20 protein-coding genes are annotated in these 17697 nt (G+C 66.7%); 13 read left to right on the top strand and 7 right to left on the bottom strand.

Going from position 1 to position 17697, the window contains the following annotated elements; translation table 11 throughout:
- Positions 1-1059 (bottom strand): polysaccharide pyruvyl transferase CsaB, encoded by a 1059-nt coding sequence (gene csaB, locus KBY67_RS07300; RefSeq protein ID WP_255110275.1) that lies wholly within the window; start codon positions 1057-1059, stop codon positions 1-3.
- Positions 1060-1199: 140 nt separating this feature from the next.
- Here csaB and KBY67_RS07295 point away from each other — a divergent pair, with 140 nt between their 5' ends.
- Positions 1200-1343, top strand: a complete 144-nt coding sequence (locus KBY67_RS07295) for a chlorophyll a/b-binding protein (protein WP_006171518.1) — start codon at positions 1200-1202, stop codon at positions 1341-1343.
- A 54-nt stretch (positions 1344-1397) separates the two neighbouring features.
- Here KBY67_RS07295 and KBY67_RS07290 read toward each other — a convergent pair whose 3' ends face one another.
- Complete coding sequence (locus KBY67_RS07290; RefSeq protein WP_255110273.1) at positions 1398-1928, bottom strand: hypothetical protein; 531 nt, start codon at positions 1926-1928, stop codon at positions 1398-1400.
- Positions 1929-2073: 145 nt separating this feature from the next.
- On the opposite strand from KBY67_RS07290, the gene KBY67_RS07285 reads away from it, so the two are divergent.
- The 3 genes from KBY67_RS07285 to psaK are packed head-to-tail and all read left to right on the top strand — an operon-like array spanning position 2074 to position 3085.
- Positions 2074-2373, top strand: a complete 300-nt coding sequence (locus KBY67_RS07285; RefSeq protein ID WP_255110271.1) for a DUF2499 domain-containing protein — start codon at positions 2074-2076, stop codon at positions 2371-2373.
- Positions 2370-2831, top strand: coding sequence for a DUF3593 domain-containing protein (locus tag KBY67_RS14925; RefSeq protein WP_399214103.1), 462 nt, complete (start codon positions 2370-2372; stop codon positions 2829-2831). The genes KBY67_RS07285 and KBY67_RS14925 overlap by 4 nt, the downstream gene beginning before the upstream one ends.
- Complete coding sequence (gene psaK, locus KBY67_RS07275; protein ID WP_255110269.1) at positions 2828-3085, top strand: photosystem I reaction center subunit PsaK; 258 nt, start codon at positions 2828-2830, stop codon at positions 3083-3085. Before KBY67_RS14925 ends, psaK begins: the two co-directional genes overlap by 4 nt.
- Positions 3086-3197: 112 nt before the next feature.
- On the opposite strand, the gene dxs is transcribed toward psaK, so the two are convergent.
- Positions 3198-5111 (bottom strand): 1-deoxy-D-xylulose-5-phosphate synthase, encoded by a 1914-nt coding sequence (gene dxs / locus KBY67_RS07270; protein WP_255110267.1) that lies wholly within the window; start codon positions 5109-5111, stop codon positions 3198-3200.
- Between the two features lie 107 nt (positions 5112-5218).
- On the opposite strand from dxs, the gene ilvA reads away from it, so the two are divergent.
- Genes ilvA through KBY67_RS07255 form a run of 3 tightly spaced genes read left to right on the top strand, consistent with a single transcriptional unit; the run spans position 5219 to position 7667 of the window.
- A complete protein-coding gene (gene ilvA, locus KBY67_RS07265; RefSeq protein WP_255110265.1) occupies positions 5219-6781 on the top strand; it encodes a threonine ammonia-lyase, biosynthetic in 1563 nt (520 codons plus the stop codon).
- Between the two features lie 54 nt (positions 6782-6835).
- Positions 6836-7345: an SMC-Scp complex subunit ScpB gene (gene scpB, locus KBY67_RS07260; protein WP_255110263.1), complete on the top strand. Its 510-nt coding sequence runs from the start codon at positions 6836-6838 to the stop codon at positions 7343-7345.
- 31 nt (positions 7346-7376) lie between these two features.
- Positions 7377-7667 carry a YggT family protein gene (locus KBY67_RS07255; protein WP_255110316.1) on the top strand — a complete coding sequence of 97 codons (291 nt, stop codon included), beginning with the start codon at positions 7377-7379 and terminating at the stop codon, positions 7665-7667.
- A gap of 18 nt (positions 7668-7685) precedes the next feature.
- On the opposite strand, the gene KBY67_RS07250 is transcribed toward KBY67_RS07255, so the two are convergent.
- Positions 7686-8156 (bottom strand): hypothetical protein, encoded by a 471-nt coding sequence (locus KBY67_RS07250; protein WP_255110314.1) that lies wholly within the window; start codon positions 8154-8156, stop codon positions 7686-7688.
- A 149-nt stretch (positions 8157-8305) separates the two neighbouring features.
- Complete coding sequence (locus KBY67_RS07245) at positions 8306-8635, bottom strand: nucleoside triphosphate pyrophosphohydrolase family protein (RefSeq protein WP_255110261.1); 330 nt, start codon at positions 8633-8635, stop codon at positions 8306-8308.
- 73 nt (positions 8636-8708) lie between these two features.
- Here KBY67_RS07245 and pyk point away from each other — a divergent pair, with 73 nt between their 5' ends.
- The 5 genes from pyk (at position 8709) to KBY67_RS07220 (ending at position 14608) form a co-directional block, all read left to right on the top strand.
- Positions 8709-10496: a pyruvate kinase gene (gene pyk / locus KBY67_RS07240; RefSeq protein WP_255110260.1), complete on the top strand. Its 1788-nt coding sequence runs from the start codon at positions 8709-8711 to the stop codon at positions 10494-10496.
- A gap of 60 nt (positions 10497-10556) precedes the next feature.
- On the top strand, positions 10557-11786 hold the full coding sequence (locus KBY67_RS07235; RefSeq protein WP_255110258.1) for an ABC transporter permease: 1230 nt from the start codon (positions 10557-10559) through the stop codon (positions 11784-11786).
- A 145-nt stretch (positions 11787-11931) separates the two neighbouring features.
- The gene (locus tag KBY67_RS07230; protein WP_255110256.1) at positions 11932-12207 is read left to right on the top strand and encodes a DUF1830 domain-containing protein; all 276 of its coding nucleotides are present in this window, start codon (positions 11932-11934) and stop codon (positions 12205-12207) included.
- Between the two features lie 122 nt (positions 12208-12329).
- Complete coding sequence (gene ftsH / locus KBY67_RS07225) at positions 12330-14255, top strand: ATP-dependent zinc metalloprotease FtsH (protein ID WP_255110254.1); 1926 nt, start codon at positions 12330-12332, stop codon at positions 14253-14255.
- Between the two features lie 119 nt (positions 14256-14374).
- Positions 14375-14608, top strand: a complete 234-nt coding sequence (locus tag KBY67_RS07220) for a hypothetical protein (RefSeq protein ID WP_255110252.1) — start codon at positions 14375-14377, stop codon at positions 14606-14608.
- A gap of 101 nt (positions 14609-14709) precedes the next feature.
- Here the strand turns inward: KBY67_RS07220 and clpP are convergent, their stop codons facing one another.
- On the bottom strand, positions 14710-15300 hold the full coding sequence (clpP, locus tag KBY67_RS07215; protein WP_255110250.1) for an ATP-dependent Clp endopeptidase proteolytic subunit ClpP: 591 nt from the start codon (positions 15298-15300) through the stop codon (positions 14710-14712).
- A 107-nt stretch (positions 15301-15407) separates the two neighbouring features.
- Here clpP and psb29 point away from each other — a divergent pair, with 107 nt between their 5' ends.
- Positions 15408-16178, top strand: a complete 771-nt coding sequence (psb29, locus tag KBY67_RS07210; RefSeq protein ID WP_255110312.1) for a photosystem II biogenesis protein Psp29 — start codon at positions 15408-15410, stop codon at positions 16176-16178.
- Positions 16179-16183: 5 nt separating this feature from the next.
- Here the strand turns inward: psb29 and KBY67_RS07205 are convergent, their stop codons facing one another.
- Positions 16184-17695 (bottom strand): hypothetical protein, encoded by a 1512-nt coding sequence (locus tag KBY67_RS07205; RefSeq protein WP_255110248.1) that lies wholly within the window; start codon positions 17693-17695, stop codon positions 16184-16186.
- Positions 17696-17697: the final 2 nt, after the last annotated feature.

Genomic DNA, 17697 nt, shown 5'->3' with positions numbered 1-17697 from the left:
TCAGCTCCCCAGCCAGCGTTTCAGCAGCTCACCATGAACGCGGCTGTCCTGGCGCAGCCCCTCCACCACCTGAGGCTGGGGGGGCCTCCCCAACTGCTCAAGCCACTCCTGCTCCAGAGCGCGGCCGTCCTGCGGCAGCTCCAGATCACGGCAGGGGCAGGCCAGCGCCTGGGCGGCGGCTCGCACCTTCGGGTCGTAGCTGAGGGCCACCAGGGGGGCACCGGCCAGGGCCGCCACGATCAGCCCGTGCAGCCGCATCGAGAGCACCAGGGAGGCGCCGCTGAAGATCTCCATCGCCTCCTCGGGAGTGGCCACGAGCTCTTCGCGGCAGCGCTGGGCCAGCCGCCGGGGGACCAGCCCCTGGCGATCCAGCGAAGCGAGCAAACCCCGGTCCTGATCCCGGTGAAACGGCAGCCAGATCACCTCCCGATCCGCCGCGGCCGCCACGGCATCGAGGGCCTCCAGCAGGGGCCTCCAGCGCTCGCCCTCCAGCAGTGGTGTGGGCCGCCAGCACAGCACCAGGGGGCCTCCTTGCCCATGCCAGCGCCTGGTCGCCAACGACCAGACCGGATCACTGCCGAGCTGGCCTGGCCGTCCCCAGGCAGCCGCCAGCGCTGCAGAGCCCGGATCGCGCCAGCTGCTGGCCTGCACCAGGTTCAGAAGTCGCCGCACCAGCAGGCGGCTGCGGCGACGGCGCAGGGGTCCCAGTCCCTGGCCCCAGAGCAGCACAGGCTTGCCCTGTAGCCGTGCCGAGATGATCAACGCGGCGTAATAGAGGAGGCTGCGGAAGCTGGTGGCGTCCTGGAGCAAACTGCCGCCGCCCAGCACAAGCACATCACAACGGTCGAGAGCACGGCGCACAACCTTGAAATCGCGCCTCGCACAGGTGCGCACCCCCAGACGCTGCTGCACTTCCCCCTGATCGAAGGCCGTGACCGTGGGATCACAGCCCTCGGGCAGCTGGGCCAGCAGGGCGGTGAGCAGGGCATCGTCGCCCAGATTGTGCTCGCCGTAGTAGCCGCACAGCAGCGGTTGAACCCCCTTCTGCCTTGGCCCCACCGAACACCGATGCGATCTGCAGGGAGGCTACGGGACCAGGGACGACTCGCCAAAGATCCCAGGGTCCTGCGGCTAGCCCCAGGACCCTGGCCAAAGCGGTTACCTCCTGTTACAATTTCCGCAACACTGCTTCACATGCAATGTCCAGCTCCGACTCCCGCTTCGGTTTCGTCTCTTTCGCTGAAACCTGGAATGGCCGTCTGGCCATGCTCGGCTTCGTGATCGGCCTGGCCACCGAACTGCTCACCGGCCAGGGCATCCTCGGCCAGATCGGCCTCGGCTGAACCCCCATCGATCAGCATCACTGCAACCCCGTCCGGAATCCGGATGGGGTTTTTTCATGGCTGGCCAGAGCCTCCACCGCTGGCCTTGAACACCAGGCAAAGCACCGAGTCACGGCTCGCCCCCATCAAGCCCTGGCGCACCCAGCTGCAGGCCAGATGCGACGCCGATGGTTTGCCATAGGCGATGCGCCGGTGCTGCGGCGACCTCCACCACTCCAAGGCGACCCGCTCCGAGGTCCAGTAGCCAGGGAGAGCCGGGCAGGCCAGCACCTCCCCCAGCAAGTGCCAGCCAGCAGGCAGCATCAGGCGCTCAAACGGCGACGGGATTCCGGACACCCCCCCATGGATACAACCACCGGCCGCCTCCATGGCACTGCGCTGCTCAACGGCATAGGCCTCCACCTCCCGTTGGATCTCAGCAGGCACACGGAAATAGCTGGAGCCCACGAGGGTCCGCCGACGACGGCTGACAGCCTCGATCGTTTCTTGGGCAGCCGCCTGGGCGGAGGTGCTGACGACAGCCGCTTCGGCTGACACACGCATCAACCCAGCGACCAGCGCCAGCACCGCTGAGAAGCCATGCAAGCGATTGAACCTGAGGCATTGGCGATTCGACCCCATGGCTCAGCCCATCGAATCCGATGATGCCCTCTCTGGCACCAGGCCGCAGCGACTCTCCACCTGAGCCCTGGTTTCCGTACATTGCTGGTCCACCTGGGTGCCGGGCGCCATGCATGCCCTTTCACTGCCCACCTGGTGGATCCATGTGGCCTCGGTCCTGGAGTGGATGCTGGCCATGGCGGCCGTGATGCGCTGGGGTGAGCGCCGCGCCGAACCCCAGTGGCGCTGGCTGGCCCTGGCGATGCTGCCAGCCCTGGTGAGCGCCATGGCGGCCTGCACCTGGCACCTCTTCGACAACCCCATCGAGCTTCAGGGACTGGTGGTGTTTCAGGCCGGCACCACCTTGCTGGGCAATGTGGCTCTGGCAGCGGCGGCCTGGACGCTGCTACCCGAGAGGATCCAGTCATGACGGTCCTTGGCCTCGGGGCCCTGGCGGCGGTGGATCCAAGCCCCCTGTTCGTCCTCTCGCTGCTGCCCTATCTGGCCTTCCTGCGCTGGGCGGCAGCCAGCAAGCGCTTCCCGCCCCTTGCCCTGCGTGGCTTCCAGTTCACCCTGGTGTTCGTGGCGGTCACCATTGCCGCCGCCGTCGTGGCGGAGCAGCGCTTCGGGCTGCAGCTGGCCGATGTGGATCCCCTGCATGGGGGAGCGGAGGTCTTCCTCACGGTGGCCAACCTGATGGTGCTCTGGGGCTTCAGCCGCACTGACAGCCGAACTGACAACGGCGCTGACAACCTCGCGGTCAGAGGCCAGCAGCCAGCCGATCCTGAAGCCCAGGCCACAGGCCCGGGCAGTGAACAAGTCTTAAGCGCCGGTGATCCGCCAGCGGTTCCCCCGCAGGATGGGGCGTCAGTTTTTGATCCACCATGATCGCTCCTCTTCTCGCCATGGCGCCCGCCTCGCTGACCTGGTCGCCGAAGGTGGCGTTGGTGATGATCGTGTGCAATGTGATCGCTATTGGCATCGGCAAAGCCACCATCAAGTACCCCGCCGAGGGCGCCAAGCTCCCCAACGACCGTTTCTTCGGCGGCTTCAGCCACGCCTCCCTGCTGGCCACCACCAGCCTGGGGCACATCTTCGGCATCGGCGCCATCCAGGGCCTGGCGTCCCGCGGCGTGCTCTGAAGCCCAGAGCTTCCGTCACGCACCAGCCCTTCACAAGCGAAGCAAAAGGCGGGCTCCCCACCCGCATTTTGTGCTGAGCGCTCAGACAGGCCTCCCAGCCTGAGCTGAGCGCTCAGACAGTGAGCGGCTGGCGTGGGATCCCCAGCAGGGCGAAGCGCTGCAGAATGCCCTCGGCCATCTGGGGCGGGGTGAGCCGGAGAGCAACCTTGCTCTGATCCGGGCTGGCATGGTCCACCAGCTGGTCGGGGATGCCGATGCGATACACGGGCACCATCACGTCGTGGTCGTTGAAGGATTCGACCACCGCTGCGCCGAAGCCTCCGGCCAGGGCGCCTTCCTCCATCGTCACCACCCGACCGATGCGCCGGGCCAGAGGCAGGATCAGGCTTTCATCGAGGGGACGCAGGAAACGGGCGTTCACCACCGCGGCCCTGATGCCCTTTTCCTGCAGCAGCCCGGCGGTGGCCATGGCCGGAGCCACCATGGCCCCGTAGGCCACGATCAGCAGATCATCGCCATCGGCCAGCTGCTCGCCATGGCCGATCTCCAGAGGTTCCCAGCCCTCCTCCATCAGTGGCACCCCTTCGCCTTCGCCGCGGGGGATGCGGATGGCGCAGGGGCCGTTGTGGCCGATGGAGGTGACCAGCATCCGCTGCAGCTCCGCCTCATCCTTGGGCGCCATCACCGTGAAGTTGGGCACGGCGCGCAGGTAGCTGATGTCGTACTGGCCCTGGTGAGTGGGGCCATCGGCCCCGACGATGCCGGCGCGATCGAGCACGAACGTCACCGGCAGCTTCTGGATGCCCACGTCGTGGATGAGCTGGTCGAAGGCCCGCTGGAGGAAGGTGCTGTAGATCGCCACCACCGGCTTGAGTCCGGCGGTGGCCATGCCCGCCGCCATGGTGACGGCATGCTGCTCGGCGATGCCCACATCGAAGTACTGCTTGGGCAGGGCCTTCTCGAGCAGATCAAGGCCGGTGCCGGTGGCCATGGCCGCCGTGATGCCCACCACGGTGGGGTCCTGCTCACAGATGCGCACCAGGGTCTGACCGAAGACCTTGCTGTAGCTGGGCGGTTTCGGTTTGCCGGAGGGGAAGCCCTTGCCGGTCTTGAGGTCGAAGGCGGACTGGGCGTGGTACGCCACCTGATCGGCTTCGGCGTAGGGGTATCCCTTGCCCTTGATGGTGGCCACATGCACCAGCACCGGACCTTCGCAGCGGTGGGCGGCACTGAAGGTGCGCACCATCTCGGCGATGTCGTGGCCGTCGATCGGACCCATGTAGGTGAATCCCAGCTCCTCAAACACGGCGCCCACCTTGGGCACCGCCAGCCGGCGCATGCTCTCCTTCAGCCGCTCCAGCTCGGGCGGCAGTTCGCCGTGCATGAAGGGCAGGTGCTTGAAGGCCTCCTCGGCGCTGCCGGAGAGGAACTGCAGTGGCGGGCTCAAGCGCATGCGGTTGAGATAGGTGGAGAGGGCGCCCACCGGAGCTGAGATCGACATGTCGTTGTCGTTCAGCACCACCAGCAGGGGAGTCCTGGGGAGGTGACCGGCGTGGTTGATCGCCTCCAGCGCCATGCCACCGGTGAGGGCGCCATCGCCGATCACCGCCACACACTTGTAGTCGTCGCCGCGGCGGTCGCGGGCCAGGGCCATGCCCAGTGCCGCCGAAATGCTCGTGGAGGCGTGACCGGCGCCGAAGTGGTCGAAGCGGCACTCGCTGCGCTTGAGGTAGCCGGCCACCCCGCCCTGCTGGCGCAGGGTGTGGAACCGGTGGTAACGCCCCGTGATCAGCTTGTGGGGATAGGCCTGGTGGCCCACATCCCAGACCACCCGGTCCGTCTCCAGGTCGAGGGTCTGGTAGAGGGCCAGGGTGAGTTCCACCACACCCAGCCCCGGTCCGAGGTGACCGCCGCTGGTGGACACCACCTCCAGATGCTTCTCACGAATCTGACGAGCTATGGCTTCAAGCTCGCCGATGCTGAGGCCATGCAGCTGGTTGGGATGGCTCAGCTCGCTGAGATGCATACCCTGATCAGTTCTGAGAACTCAATCTACGGCCTGCCTTCGGGGGAGTGGGGGCAACGGTCACCTTTCCTGAGGCCAGCTGCTCTTCGGCCCGGCACACTGGAGCCATGGACGACATACTGCAGCGCATCCTGCGGGCGCGGGTCTACGACGTGGCGATCGAGTCGCCGCTCGATCAGGCCCCCAACCTGTCGCGGCGGCTCGGCAACACCGTTCTGCTCAAACGAGAGGACCTCCAGCCGGTGTTCTCCTTCAAGCTGCGCGGGGCCTACAACCGCATGGCCCAGCTCAACCCGGCTGAACTCAAGCGTGGGGTGATCGCCGCCAGCGCCGGAAACCATGCCCAGGGGGTGGCCCTGGCGGCCGAGAAGCTGGGCTGTCACGCCCTGATCGTGATGCCGCTCACCACCCCGGCGGTGAAGGTGCGGGCCGTGGCCGCCCGCGGCGCCGAGGTGTTGCTGCACGGAGACACCTACGACGAGGCCTGCCAGCGGGCCAGAAGCCTGGAGCAGGAGCTGGGCCTCACCTTCATCCATCCCTTCGACGATCCGGAGGTGATCGCCGGTCAGGGCACCGTGGGCCTGGAGATCCTGCGCCAGTGCTCTGCTCCCCCCGATGCGATCTATGTGGCCGTAGGCGGCGGCGGGCTGATCGCCGGCATCGCCGCCTTCATCAAGAACGTCTGGCCCCAGGTGGAAGTGATCGGTGTGGAGCCGGTGGATGCCGATGCCATGACCCGCTCCCTGGCGGCGGGCCGGCGGGTGAGCCTGGACGAGGTGGGACTGTTCGCCGATGGGGTGGCCGTGCGCCAGGTAGGGGAGCACACCTTTGCCCTGGCCCAGCGCTACGTCGATGCCATGGTCACGGTGGACACCGATGAGATCTGCGCCGCCATCAAGGACGTGTTCGAGGACACCCGCTCGATCCTCGAGCCGGCGGGGGCCCTGGCCGTAGCTGGCATGAAGGCCGACGTGCAGCGACGGGGCCTGAAGCAGCGCACCCTGGTGGCCGTGGCCTGCGGCGCCAACATGAATTTCGATCGCCTGCGCTTCGTGGCCGAGCGGGCCGAGCTGGGGGAGGAACGCGAAGCGATGCTGGCGGTGGAGATTCCCGAGCGTCCGGGCAGCCTGCGCCAGCTCTGCGAACTCCTGGCCCCCCGCAGCCTGACTGAATTCAGCTACCGGATGGCCGACCACCGTCTGGCCCACATTTTCCTGGGGGTCCAGATCGAAGGGCACCGCGACACCGAAGCCCTGATCAGCCAGCTGGGCGCCGGCGGCTTCCCCTGCCTTGATCTGAGCGGCAACGAGCTGGCCAAGCTGCACCTGCGCCACATGGTGGGTGGCCGTCTGCCCGAAGCCGCCTGCCATGCCGGCTGCCCCGCACCGCGGGAGCTGCTCTACCGCTTCGAGTTTCCCGAGCGGCCGGGCGCGCTGATGGCCTTCGTCAACGCCCTGCACCCCAGCTGGACGATCAGCATTTTTCACTACCGCAACCAGGGGGCCGACGTGGGCCGCATCGTGGTGGGCGTTCAGGTGGAGGAGCAGGAATCCGGCGCCTGGGAGCTTTTCCTCTCCGGCCTGGGCTACCGCCACTGGGATGAGACCTTAAACCCGGCCTACCGGCTGTTCCTCGGCCCCGCCAGCCAGCCGGTGCCGGCCCTGGCCTGAGACTGCTCTGTTCAGCTGCGGTACGGTGCGGCCAACGATGGGCCGGCTGGGAGCATGTCCAGCGCTTCTTTATCCCTTCCGGCCCGGCTTGAGGCCATCCTGTACCTCAAGGGCCTCCCCCTCAGCCTGGGCGAGCTGGCCGAGATCGCCTCAGCTGGCCTGAGTGAGCCGATCGAGCGCGACGCCGTGGAACTGGCCCTGATCACCCTGATGGCCGACTACGCCCACCGGGACACGGCCCTGGAGATCCGCCAGGACGGGCCACGCTTCAGCCTGCAGCTGCGTGACAACCACGCCGATCTGGTGCAGACGCTGCTGCCGGTGGACCTCTCCACCGCCACCCTGCGCACCCTGGCGACGGTGGCTCTGAAGCGGCGCATCCTGCAGTCGGATCTGGTGGAGCTGCGCGGATCCGGCGCCTACGACCACATCAAGGAGCTGCTGGCCCAGGACTTCATCGAGCGGCGGCGCCAGAGCGATGGCCGCTCCTTCTGGATCAGCCTCAGCGACAAGTTCCACCGCACCTTCGCCGTCACCCAGGTGACGGGCAACCCAGCTGCATAGAGTCAGTGTCGAATTGCTTCAGGCCTTGCCCATGATGATCCTGAGTCAGATCCTGGCTGTGCTGGCCCAGACCCTCAGCATCTATAGCCTGGTGCTGCTGGTGCGGGTGCTGCTGAGCTGGTTCCCCAACCTCGACTGGAGTAACCCGGTACTGAGCACGGTGAGCTCGATCACCGACCCCTACCTCAATGCCTTTCGCAGTCTGATCCCGCCCCTGGGCGGTCTCGACCTCTCGGCGATCATCGCCTTCATCACCCTCAGCCTGGTTCAGGGTCTACTGGGAAACCTGAGCGGATCGCTGATGGGCGGCATCAGCTACTGAAGCGCCGGGCCACGCCGCTCAGAGCGGATCGAGCAGCGCCTGTTCCAAGGGCAGCAGCTCATCGTCGGCACCGGCCCGCACCCGCACCGGTGCCTTGAATCCCCTGGCCTTGGCATGGCTGACCACCAGCGGCCCGGGGGTTCCGGCCGGCACCGCCAGGCGCAGGGCGAAACTCGACTCGCCAGGGGGAACATCACCGATAGAGCCCACCCTGGTGCGGTTCTGCAGCACCGGTTCCCCGCTGCGGTCGCTGATCACGGCGAAGAGATCCGTGTCGATCACCGGCTGGGAGCGGGGGTTGCTCACCGTGCCGCGCAGGGCGTAACAACTGGCCCCGCTCGGGCGCTTCAACTCCGGCTGGGCTCCCGGATCAGTGGCCGGGCAGGGCTCCACGGTGATGTCGGTCACGGCCAGATCCAGGGCCCAGACCGGCGCTGCGGGGGCCAGCAGCACCAGCAGGGCCAGCAGCAGGGCGAGGCCTTTGGGCAGAGCTCCCAAGGGGGGAGCGATTTGGGCGAACGGGGATCTGGGCTTCAAACGATTCTCCGGGTGGTTCGGGCTGCTGAGGGCTGGCTCGGGTGGGCTCATCTGGACCCAGTCTGGCGAGCCGCGTGCGGGTCTCAGCAGCAGCAGCACCCCTAGCGGTGATCACCGCTCCCCCCAAGGGTCTGGCGGCTGGCCCGTCCCGCCAGTTTCGCCAGGTTCAAGCGGGCCACAGCGTCGAGCGTCAGCCCCAGTTCACTGGCCAGCTGCGACACATACCAGAGCACATCACCCAGTTCCAGGGCCAGGTCGTCCACCAGCTCGGGCTCGAACACGCCGCCGCGGTCGCGCAAGACCTTCTTCACCTTGTCGGCCACCTCACCGGCTTCACCGCAGAGACCGAGGGTGGGATAGATGGGATTGGCGCCCACCTGCGGGTAGCGGGCGGTGGAGCGAGCCTGGAGCTGGTAGTCGTTCAGATCCATCGGTTCAGCACCATCGGCGGCAGGGGAGGGGCGGGACCGGATGGTAGTTTCCGCCTGATCCTTCGGCTTTCCGATGGCCCAGCCCGATCTGTCGCGTCGCACCAAGATCGTGGCAACGATCGGTCCAGCCACGGAGTCTCCCCAGCGCCTGCGGGAGCTGATCCAGGCCGGGGCCACCACGTTCCGCCTCAATTTCTCCCACGGGGACCACTCCGAACACGCCGCCCGGATCGCCACGATCCGTCAGGTGGCCCACGAGCTGGGTATCCACGTGGGCATCCTCCAGGATCTCCAGGGTCCGAAGATCCGCCTGGGGCGCTTCGAAGGCGGCCCGATCACCCTGGCCAACGGCGATCCCTTCGCCCTCACCTCCCGGCCGGTGAGCTGCGACCAGTCGATCGCCACGATCACCTACGACCGCCTCGCCGATGAGGTGACCGCCGGCAGCCGCATCCTGCTCGATGACGGGCGGGTGGAAATGGTGGTCGAGTCTGTCGACATCCCCGAGCGCACCCTGCACTGCACCGTGGTGGTGGGTGGGGTGCTCTCCAACAACAAGGGGGTGAACTTCCCCGACGTGCAGCTCTCGATCCGGGCGCTCACCACCAAGGATCGGGAAGACCTCAGCTTCGGCCTCCAGCAGGAGGTCGACTGGGTGGCCCTCAGCTTTGTGCGCAACCCCTCCGACATGCTGGAGATCCGCGAGCTGATCAGCAGCCAGGGATACAACACCCCGGTGATCGCCAAGATCGAGAAGTTCGAGGCGATCGATCAGATCGACGCCATCCTTCCCCTCTGCGATGGCGTGATGGTGGCCCGGGGCGACCTGGGGGTGGAGATGCCGGCCGAGGAGGTGCCGCTGCTGCAGAAGGAGCTGATCCGCAAGGCCAACACCCTGGGCATCCCGATCATCACGGCCACCCAGATGCTCGACAGCATGGCCAGCTGCCCGCGCCCCACTCGGGCCGAGGTGAGCGATGTGGCCAACGCCATCCTCGATGGCACCGACGCGGTGATGCTCTCCAACGAAACCGCCGTGGGTGATTACCCGGTGGAGGCGGTGGAAACCATGGCCCGCATCGCCCGCCGCATCGAGCGCGACTACCCGCGCCGGGTCGTGGACAGTCACATGGCCTCCACCATCCCCAACGCCATCAGCCAGGCGGTGAGCACGATCGCCCGTCAGCTCCAGGCCGCCGCCATCCTTCCCCTCACCAAGAGCGGGGCCACGGCGCGCAACGTCAGCAAGTTCCGCCCCTCCACCACGATCCTGGCCATCACCAGCGAGGTGAAGGTGGCCCGCCAGTTGCAGCTGGTCTGGGGGGTGAACCCCCTGCTGATCGGCCATCAGGCCTCCACCACCAGCACCTTCACCCTGGCCATGGGCGTGGCCCAGGAGAGGGGACTGCTCAAGGAGGGCGATCTGGTGGTTCAGACCGCCGGCACCCTCTCGGGAGTGAGCGGCTCCACCGATCTGGTCAAGGTGGGCATTGTCTCCGCCGTGCTGGGCCGAGGTCTGGGCATCGGCAACGGCTCGGTCAGCGGCCGGGTGCGGGTGGCCACCACCGCCGAGGAGGCGGCGCGGCTGGAGAGCGGCGAGATCCTGGTGGTGCGCGATACCAATGCTGGCTACCTCGATGCCATCCGCAAGGCCCGAGGGGTGATCGCTGAGGAGGACGGCTGCGACAGCCATGCCGCCGTGATTGCCCAGCGGCTGGGGGTGCCGGTGATCGTGGGTGTGGCCAATGCCACCTCGGATCTGCGCCTGGGTGAATTCGTGACCCTGGAGGTGCGGGAGGGGGTGGTGCACCGCGGCGCCCGCAACCACACCCAGGCCGATCGCAGCGAAACCATCCTCTGAGGCTCACGCCAGCTGCCGCTGCCGCTGGCCATGATGCGGCTCTGAACGCTGCTGGCGGCCATGGCCTCGAAACTGCCCCTGGCGGAGACCGTCGGGATGGCCCTCAACACCCTCAAGGCCAACCGGCTGCGCAGCCTGCTGACCATGCTGGGCATCGTGATCGGCAATGCCTCGGTGATCACCCTGGTGGGGGTGGGCAAGGGGGCCCAGAACCTGGCGGAAGGTCAGCTGAACACCCTGGGGGCCAACGTGCTCTTCGTGGTGCCCGGCAACAACGACACCCGCCGCCAGGGGATCGAAAATCCGCGCACCCTGGTGCTGGAGGACGCCGAGGCGATCCTTGAGCAGGTGCCGAGTGTGCGTCGGGTCGCCCCCCAGATCACGATCAACGCTGTGGTTCAGTCGGGGGGCAATAGCTCCAACGCCTCGGTTTCGGGCATCACGCCGGAGTTTCTGCCGGTGCGGCGCTTCGAGATCGCCCAGGGGCGCTTCTTCAGCGACGACGACATCAAGGGGGCCCGCAATGTGGCTGTGATCGGCCCGGACCTCAAGCAGAAGCTGCTGCCCTCGGGCTCCGCCATCGGCCAGTCCCTGCGCATTCGCGATCAGTCGTTTGAGGTGATCGGCGTGACGGCCGCCAAAGGCGCCGCCTTCGGCACCAACCAGGACGAGGCCGCCTACATCCCGCTCTCGACCATGGTGAGCAAGCTGAGCGGCCGTGACCCCACCTACGGGGTGGTGCTCACCTTCATCAGCGCCGAGGCCCGCGACGAGGCCAGCACCAGCGCCGCCAAATTTCAGATCACCAACCTGCTGCGCCAGCGCCACCGCATCCTGCGGGAGGACGATTTCGCCGTGCGCTCCCAGCAGGACGCCCTCTCAATCGTGGGCACGATCACCGGCGGCCTGACCCTGATGCTGGGGGCGATCGGCGGCGTGTCGCTGCTGGTGGGCGGCATCGGCATCATGAACATCATGCTGGTGTCGGTGAGCGAGCGCACCCAGGAGATTGGCCTGCGCAAGGCGGTGGGGGCCCGCAGCGGTGATGTGTTGCTGCAGTTTCTGGTGGAATCGTTGGTGCTCGCCAGCCTCGGCGGCCTGATCGGCAGCGCCGTGGGCCTGGGCACGGTGATGGCGGTGAGCCGTTTCACCCCCCTGCCGGCCTCAATCGACAGCGGCAGCGTGCTCTTCACCGTGGGCCTCTCGGGGTCGATCGGCCTGTTCTTCGGGGTGGTGCCGGCCCGCCGGGCCTCACGGCTGGATCCGATCGTGGCCCTGCGCAGCCTCTGAAGGCGAGGGGCCACGTATCCTGCGACACCTCGCGGCGTACCCCGAAAGGATCAAGAAAACCTTAAGAAAACGGAATAGTGCCGTCTGTGACCAAAGCCCCGGATGGATGGTGGCTTAGTAGATCAACCCCGTTGAAACTCTTCCCTTGGCTCTGCACTCCTGCGGCTATCGCAATACCAGCGACCGTATGGTGATTCTGCGGTCCTGCGGGCCTGGTGAGTTCTACCTGGAACGGGTCATTTTCCCGTTTGAACTGCTGAGCTTCCAGGCCCCCAAGGGGGCGGAGCTGGAAATCTGGACCCACGGCCTCGGCGGGCCTGAACTGCTGGAAACCCTGCCGAGCGCCGATCTGTTGATCGAGGCACCGGATCTCGATGGCAGCGAGGGCAGCGACGATCCGGCCTGGCTGACCATTCGCTGAAGCTCTGTCAGCAAGGCCCGGCGGCTGGGGCAAGCATGACAAGCTGAAGTCAGTGGCGCTGCGGCCGAAAGCTCTCGGCTGAGGGTGGCGCGCTTTACACTTGTTAAAAATTCCCCTCAGCCATGAATCAGCGCTGGCGTCTGTTCGCTCTCTGGCTGCTCCCGATCGGAGTGGCCCTGTTCCTCGGCTGGCAGGTGCTGGGGAATGGAGGCGCAAGCCGATTCACCCCTGAGGGTCGCACCGACACAGTGGCCCCACGCAACGCCGCAGTGGCACGCATGAGCTATGGCCGCTTCCTCGACTACGTCGAGGCCGGCCGCGTCACCGCCGTCGACATCTTCGATGGAGGCCGCACCGCCGTGATCGAAGCCGTCGACCCGGATCTCGACAACCGCGTCCAGCGCCTGCGCGTTGACCTGCCCGGCCTGGCACCGGAGCTGATCAACACCCTCAAGACCCAGGGCATCAGCTTCGACATCCACCCCCCCCGTAGCACCCCCCCGGCCCTGGGGATCCTGGGGAACCTGCTTTTCCCCCTGTTGCTGATCGGCTCCCTGATTTTCCTGGCCCGCCGCTCCTCATCGATGCCCGGCGGCCCCGGCCAGGCAATGCAGTTCGGCAAGACCAAGGCCCGTTTCGCCATGGAGGCTGAAACCGGTGTGATGTTCGATGACGTGGCCGGCGTCGAGGAGGCCAAGGAAGACCTCGAGGAGGTGGTCACCTTCCTGAAGCAGCCAGAGCGCTTCACGTCCGTGGGCGCCAAGATCCCAAGGGGCGTGCTGCTGGTGGGCCCCCCCGGCACCGGCAAGACCCTGCTGGCCAAGGCCATCGCCGGCGAGGCTGGAGTGCCCTTCTTCTCCCTCTCCGGCTCGGAGTTTGTGGAGATGTTCGTAGGCGTCGGCGCCAGCCGGGTGCGCGATCTGTTCAAGAGGGCCAAGGAAAACAGCCCCTGCCTGATCTTCATCGATGAGATCGACGCGGTCGGCCGTCAACGCGGGGCCGGCATCGGCGGCGGCAACGACGAGCGGGAGCAGACCCTCAACCAGCTGCTCACTGAGATGGACGGCTTCGAGGGCAACAGCGGCATCATCATCATCGCCGCCACCAACCGCCCCGACGTGCTCGATTCAGCCTTGATGCGTCCGGGCCGTTTCGATCGCCAGGTGAGCGTCGATGCCCCCGACATCAAGGGACGGCTCTCAATCCTCAAGGTCCACTCCCGCGACAAGAAACTCGCCGAAGACGTGTCGCTCGAGGCCGTGGCCCGCCGCACCCCCGGATTCACCGGCGCCGACCTGGCCAACCTGCTGAACGAGGCGGCTATCCTCACAGCCCGCCGCCGCAAGGAGGCCACCACCCTTGCCGAGATCGATGACGCCGTTGATCGGGTGATCGCCGGCATGGAGGGCAAACCCCTCACCGACGGGCGCAGCAAGCGCCTGATCGCCTATCACGAGGTGGGCCATGCCCTGGTGGGCACCCTGGTGAAGGACCATGACCCCGTTCAGAAGGTCACTCTTGTCCCCCGCGGCCAGGCCCAGGGCCTCACCTGGTTCGCCCCCGATGAGGAGCAGATGCTGGTGAGCCGCTCCCAGCTCAAGGCCCGCATCATGGGAGCTCTCGGCGGCAGGGTGGCGGAGGACGTGGTCTTCGGCCACTCCGAGGTCACCACCGGTGCAGGCGGTGACATCCAGCAGGTGGCCAGCATGGCCCGCCAGATGGTGACCCGCTTCGGCATGAGCGATCTCGGTCCGATGTCTCTGGAGTCCGGCAATCAGGAGGTGTTCCTCGGTCGCGACCTGATGACCCGCAGCGATGTCTCCGATTCGATCTCCCGCCGCATCGACGAGCAGGTGCGCAGCATCGTTGATCTCTGCTACCGCGACACCCAGACCCTGGTGGCCAGCCACCGTGACTGCATGGACCGCCTCGTCGAGATGCTGATCGAGAAGGAAACTCTCAATGGCGATGAGTTCCGTGCCGTGGTGGCCGAGTTCACACCCATTCCTGAGAAGGACCGTTTCTCACCGCTGCTGCCAGCGGCCTGACCAATCCGAGTGAGCCCCCAGCTGGAGGAGCCCTATGGGACTAGGTTCTTAACCGAACCTTGCTCTATAGGGCTTCATTCACAGTTTAATATAAGTTGTAGCCAAGCGTCCAGCTCTTGATGAACACCCGCTCTCCGATGGAGTCGTTCAGCGCCTACCACGGCGACGACTGGAGCCCCCAGCGGCTGGCCTTTCACCAGAATCTTGAGCGTTTCGCCGATCGTGTTGGCCTGATTGTCGGCCTTCAGAGCAATGGCAAGCTGGATCAGGATCAGGCCTACGACGAAATCCGCATGCTCTGGAAGGACCTGAAGGTCAGCAAGAATGGCCTGGAGATTCCAGGTAAGGAGTAATCAGAATAAAGTACCCAGCCTTGTTTCAAGACTGGGTTATTTATTGTCGATCGCCAATCCTCGATTCAAGCGATTGGATGATTGACGGCGCGCTGCTGCTGTCAGACCGGGCGGACTGGACGTTTCTCGATCACCTTGTCGATCAGTCCATAACTCACCGCTTCGGACGGTGACATGAAGAAATCGCGGTCAGTGTCCAGCTGGATGCGCTCCAGTGGTTGGCCGGTGCGCTCCGAGAGCTCCCGGTTGAGCTTGTCTTTAAGAAAGAGAATTTCATCCGCCTGGATGCGGATGTCGCTCGCCTGACCACGGGCCCCGCCCAGGGGCTGGTGAATCATGATCCGGGAATGGAGCAGGCTGCTGCGCTTGCCCTTCGCCCCCGCGGTGAGCAGGAAGGCGCCCATGCTGGCGGCCAGCCCCACACAGACCGTCTGCACGTCAGGCTTGATGTGCTGCATCGTGTCGAAGATGCCAAGGCCGTCGTAGACGGAACCACCGGGGGAATTGATGTAGAGAAAGATATCTTTCTCAGGATCTTCAGCCTCCAGGAAAAGCAGCTGGGCTACCACCCGATTGGCTGATTCAGCGGTCACGGGCTCTCCCAGGAAGATGATGCGCTCGCGCAGGAGCCTGGAATAGATATCAAAGGCGCGCTCACCCCGGCCCGAATCCTCAATCACGATCGGGATCATCGGCAACGGCAGAGCAACTCGTTGGATCCTACTGAGGACGCTGCACCCTCCGCCCGATCGGCCCGGGGGGCTCCAGCGCTAAGGTCCACTGATTCGAGCGGATGAGTGTGAGCGCCTGCCTCACCGTTGCTGACAGCAAGCGTGCTTTCCACGCAGCCTTCCCCTTTGTGATCGGTGCGCTGTACCGGCGCATGGTCGATGAGCTGCTCGTGGAGCTGCACCTGCTCAGTCGGCAGAGCGGATTCCGCAGTGACAGCCTGTTTGCCGTTGGGCTCACGCAGGTTTTTGACGGCTTTGCCAAGGGGTATCGGCCCCAGCAGCAGAGCGAGCCCCTGTTCGTGGCCCTCTGCGCCTCCTCCGGCTTCGACGCCCAGCAGATCCGCGCCCAGCACGCTGCTGCCACAGCAGCGGTGGGGCAGCACAGCCTTGAGGAGGTCAAGCAGTGGCTGGCCGACAAGGGCAAGGGCGCCCCTGAACCGCTCGCCGGGGTGCTGGCCGGTATCGACAGGCCCGACTTCCACTACTCACGCCTGTTCGCCGTGGGGCTGCTCAGCCTGCTGCAGAAAGCCCGCGGTGCCGAAGCGGTGGAACCCCAGGCCCTGCGGGACGCGGCCCACGAAATCGGTGAATCGATGGGTCTGATGAAGGAGAGGGTCGACAAGGATCTGACCCTCTACGCCAGCACCCTCGAGAAGATGGCCCAGGCCGTCGAACTGATGGAGGAGACCCTGGCCGCCGAACGGCGCCGGCGAGAGCGTCAGGCCCATGAGAGCAAGGCGGCCGCCGCCCCCAGCCAGGCCAGTGAATCAGAGGCTTCAGCAGCCGAAGCAGCCGTGACGTCTGAGACCAATCCCCCAGCCGCCGCCCAGGGAAACTGAACGGGTCAGCGGCCCGCTGGAGCTGACGTTGGGGCTGGAGTTGGTGCCAGTGGCGGCTTTGCAGATTGAGCCTTGGCCGCTGGTGTTGCCTGGGGAGCCTCCAGCGTCAGGGATCCCCACAGCCATGACAAGCCACCATCGCCCGATGGCGAGGTAGCCCCAGGCTTGACCCCCGGTTTTGGCGTGGCCACCGGGGACGAGAGGATCTCCAGCTGGCTGGAGCGCCTGACCACCGCCGGCAGGTCCTGCGGCAGCAGGCCCAGGGCAGAGAGGGCAACGGGCCTGGCCCGCAGGTTGAGCCCACCGCCGGCCGGTGGTCTGGCCGTCGCGAAGCGCTCCGCGCCGGGCAGGCCCGCGCCAAGGACGAACAGCAACTGCGGAGCACCACCGCTGGCCGGCACCACCCAGCGCCAGCCCCCCAGGGGGGTGCCGTCATCGCGCAGCCAGAGGCTGCTGGGCAACCGGGATGTCACAGCGCTGGTCGCCGCCGCCGGACCAGAGCTCGTGGGGGAGCGCTGGTCGCTGAGGCCCTGGCGCTCCAGGGCCTGGCCCAGGGCCGTCAACCAGCGGGTCCAGCCGGAGCGGTCCTGGCTTACCGCCAGCTGCAACTCCAGCGAGGCCTGGAAGGGACCCTTGGGCTGGGGCCTGAGGCGCAGGAGGAACGGGGTGCTTCGCAATCGCTCCAGGGCGGCCTGATCCAGGCCGTAGCGCTCCATCAGCGGTTGGCGGATCACGGCATTGCTGAGCAGGGCATCGAGGAGCAGATCCAGCCTTGCTCCGCCCACCTCCAGCAACAGATCGGCAGGCAGAGGCCCGCCGCTGGTGCTCGGCTGGGCTGGCTGCGGCGGGGCGGCAGCCACCGAATCAGGTTTGGCGCTGGCCTCCCCCTGCCAGCTGAGGCCGTCGGCCTCGGCACTCACCGCCAGGCAGCCCTGCTGAAAGCGCTGCAGCAGCGGGGCGAGATCACCGGAGATCTGAGCCAGGGCGAGCTTGGTCCAGGCCACCGCCTGACGGCTGCGCAGCAGGTTGACGCAGCGTTGCTCCAGACCCCGGGGCTGCCGAGCGGTCTGACGCAGTTGCTGCTGGAGTGTCTGGTGGGAGAGGGGATCGGGAGCGATCACCACCAGATCGTCCACCCGCACCGCGGCGCCCGGCAGGGCAGCGTTGGCCTGGGGGCCGAACAGCCGGGCCGGCACCACCAGGTGAGCCGACCCCTCCCGCCCCCAGAACTGCCACCAAGCGCCCCGCTGGCGTGCCCAGAGCTGAGCCGCCGGCTCCGCGCCCAGGCGCTCCTGCCAGAGCAGCGGCACCGGTCGGGCGTCGTCGGATTGGAAGCTCTGAATCAGGCTGGCCATCGCCACCACCCGCTCCAGCCCTTGGGCGTTGGAGCGGGGAAAGCGGTGGAGCTGGCTGGCCGGGGCGATCACCAGCAGGGCGATCAACGCCGAAGTGATCGGCAGCGGTCCCAGGTGAGGGGCCGGAGGCAGACCCTTCCAGCGCGGCAGGGTGAGGGTCATGG

The organism is Synechococcus sp. RedBA-s, assembly GCF_024345495.1.
In the GTDB taxonomy this organism is placed as follows: domain Bacteria; phylum Cyanobacteriota; class Cyanobacteriia; order PCC-6307; family Cyanobiaceae; genus Regnicoccus_A.
This window is presented reverse-complemented; position numbering and strand designations above follow the sequence as displayed.

What these genes read in the sequence shown, in the direction of transcription:
- KBY67_RS07295 (WP_006171518.1), top strand. Translation starts at nt 1,200, where the DNA reads ATGTCCAGCTCCGACTCCCGCTTCGGTTTCGTCTCTTTCGCTGAAACC.
- KBY67_RS07285 (WP_255110271.1), top strand. Translation starts at nt 2,074, where the DNA reads ATGCATGCCCTTTCACTGCCCACCTGGTGGATCCATGTGGCCTCGGTC.
- KBY67_RS14925 (WP_399214103.1), top strand. Translation starts at nt 2,370, where the DNA reads ATGACGGTCCTTGGCCTCGGGGCCCTGGCGGCGGTGGATCCAAGCCCC.
- psaK (WP_255110269.1), top strand. Translation starts at nt 2,828, where the DNA reads ATGATCGCTCCTCTTCTCGCCATGGCGCCCGCCTCGCTGACCTGGTCG.
- dxs (WP_255110267.1), bottom strand. Translation starts at nt 5,111, where the DNA reads ATGCATCTCAGCGAGCTGAGCCATCCCAACCAGCTGCATGGCCTCAGC.
- ilvA (WP_255110265.1), top strand. Translation starts at nt 5,219, where the DNA reads ATGGACGACATACTGCAGCGCATCCTGCGGGCGCGGGTCTACGACGTG.
- scpB (WP_255110263.1), top strand. Translation starts at nt 6,836, where the DNA reads ATGTCCAGCGCTTCTTTATCCCTTCCGGCCCGGCTTGAGGCCATCCTG.
- KBY67_RS07255 (WP_255110316.1), top strand. Translation starts at nt 7,377, where the DNA reads ATGATGATCCTGAGTCAGATCCTGGCTGTGCTGGCCCAGACCCTCAGC.
- KBY67_RS07245 (WP_255110261.1), bottom strand. Translation starts at nt 8,635, where the DNA reads ATGGATCTGAACGACTACCAGCTCCAGGCTCGCTCCACCGCCCGCTAC.
- pyk (WP_255110260.1), top strand. Translation starts at nt 8,709, where the DNA reads ATGGCCCAGCCCGATCTGTCGCGTCGCACCAAGATCGTGGCAACGATC.
- KBY67_RS07235 (WP_255110258.1), top strand. Translation starts at nt 10,557, where the DNA reads ATGGCCTCGAAACTGCCCCTGGCGGAGACCGTCGGGATGGCCCTCAAC.
- ftsH (WP_255110254.1), top strand. Translation starts at nt 12,330, where the DNA reads ATGAATCAGCGCTGGCGTCTGTTCGCTCTCTGGCTGCTCCCGATCGGA.
- KBY67_RS07220 (WP_255110252.1), top strand. Translation starts at nt 14,375, where the DNA reads ATGAACACCCGCTCTCCGATGGAGTCGTTCAGCGCCTACCACGGCGAC.
- clpP (WP_255110250.1), bottom strand. Translation starts at nt 15,300, where the DNA reads ATGATCCCGATCGTGATTGAGGATTCGGGCCGGGGTGAGCGCGCCTTT.
- KBY67_RS07205 (WP_255110248.1), bottom strand. Translation starts at nt 17,695, where the DNA reads ATGACCCTCACCCTGCCGCGCTGGAAGGGTCTGCCTCCGGCCCCTCAC.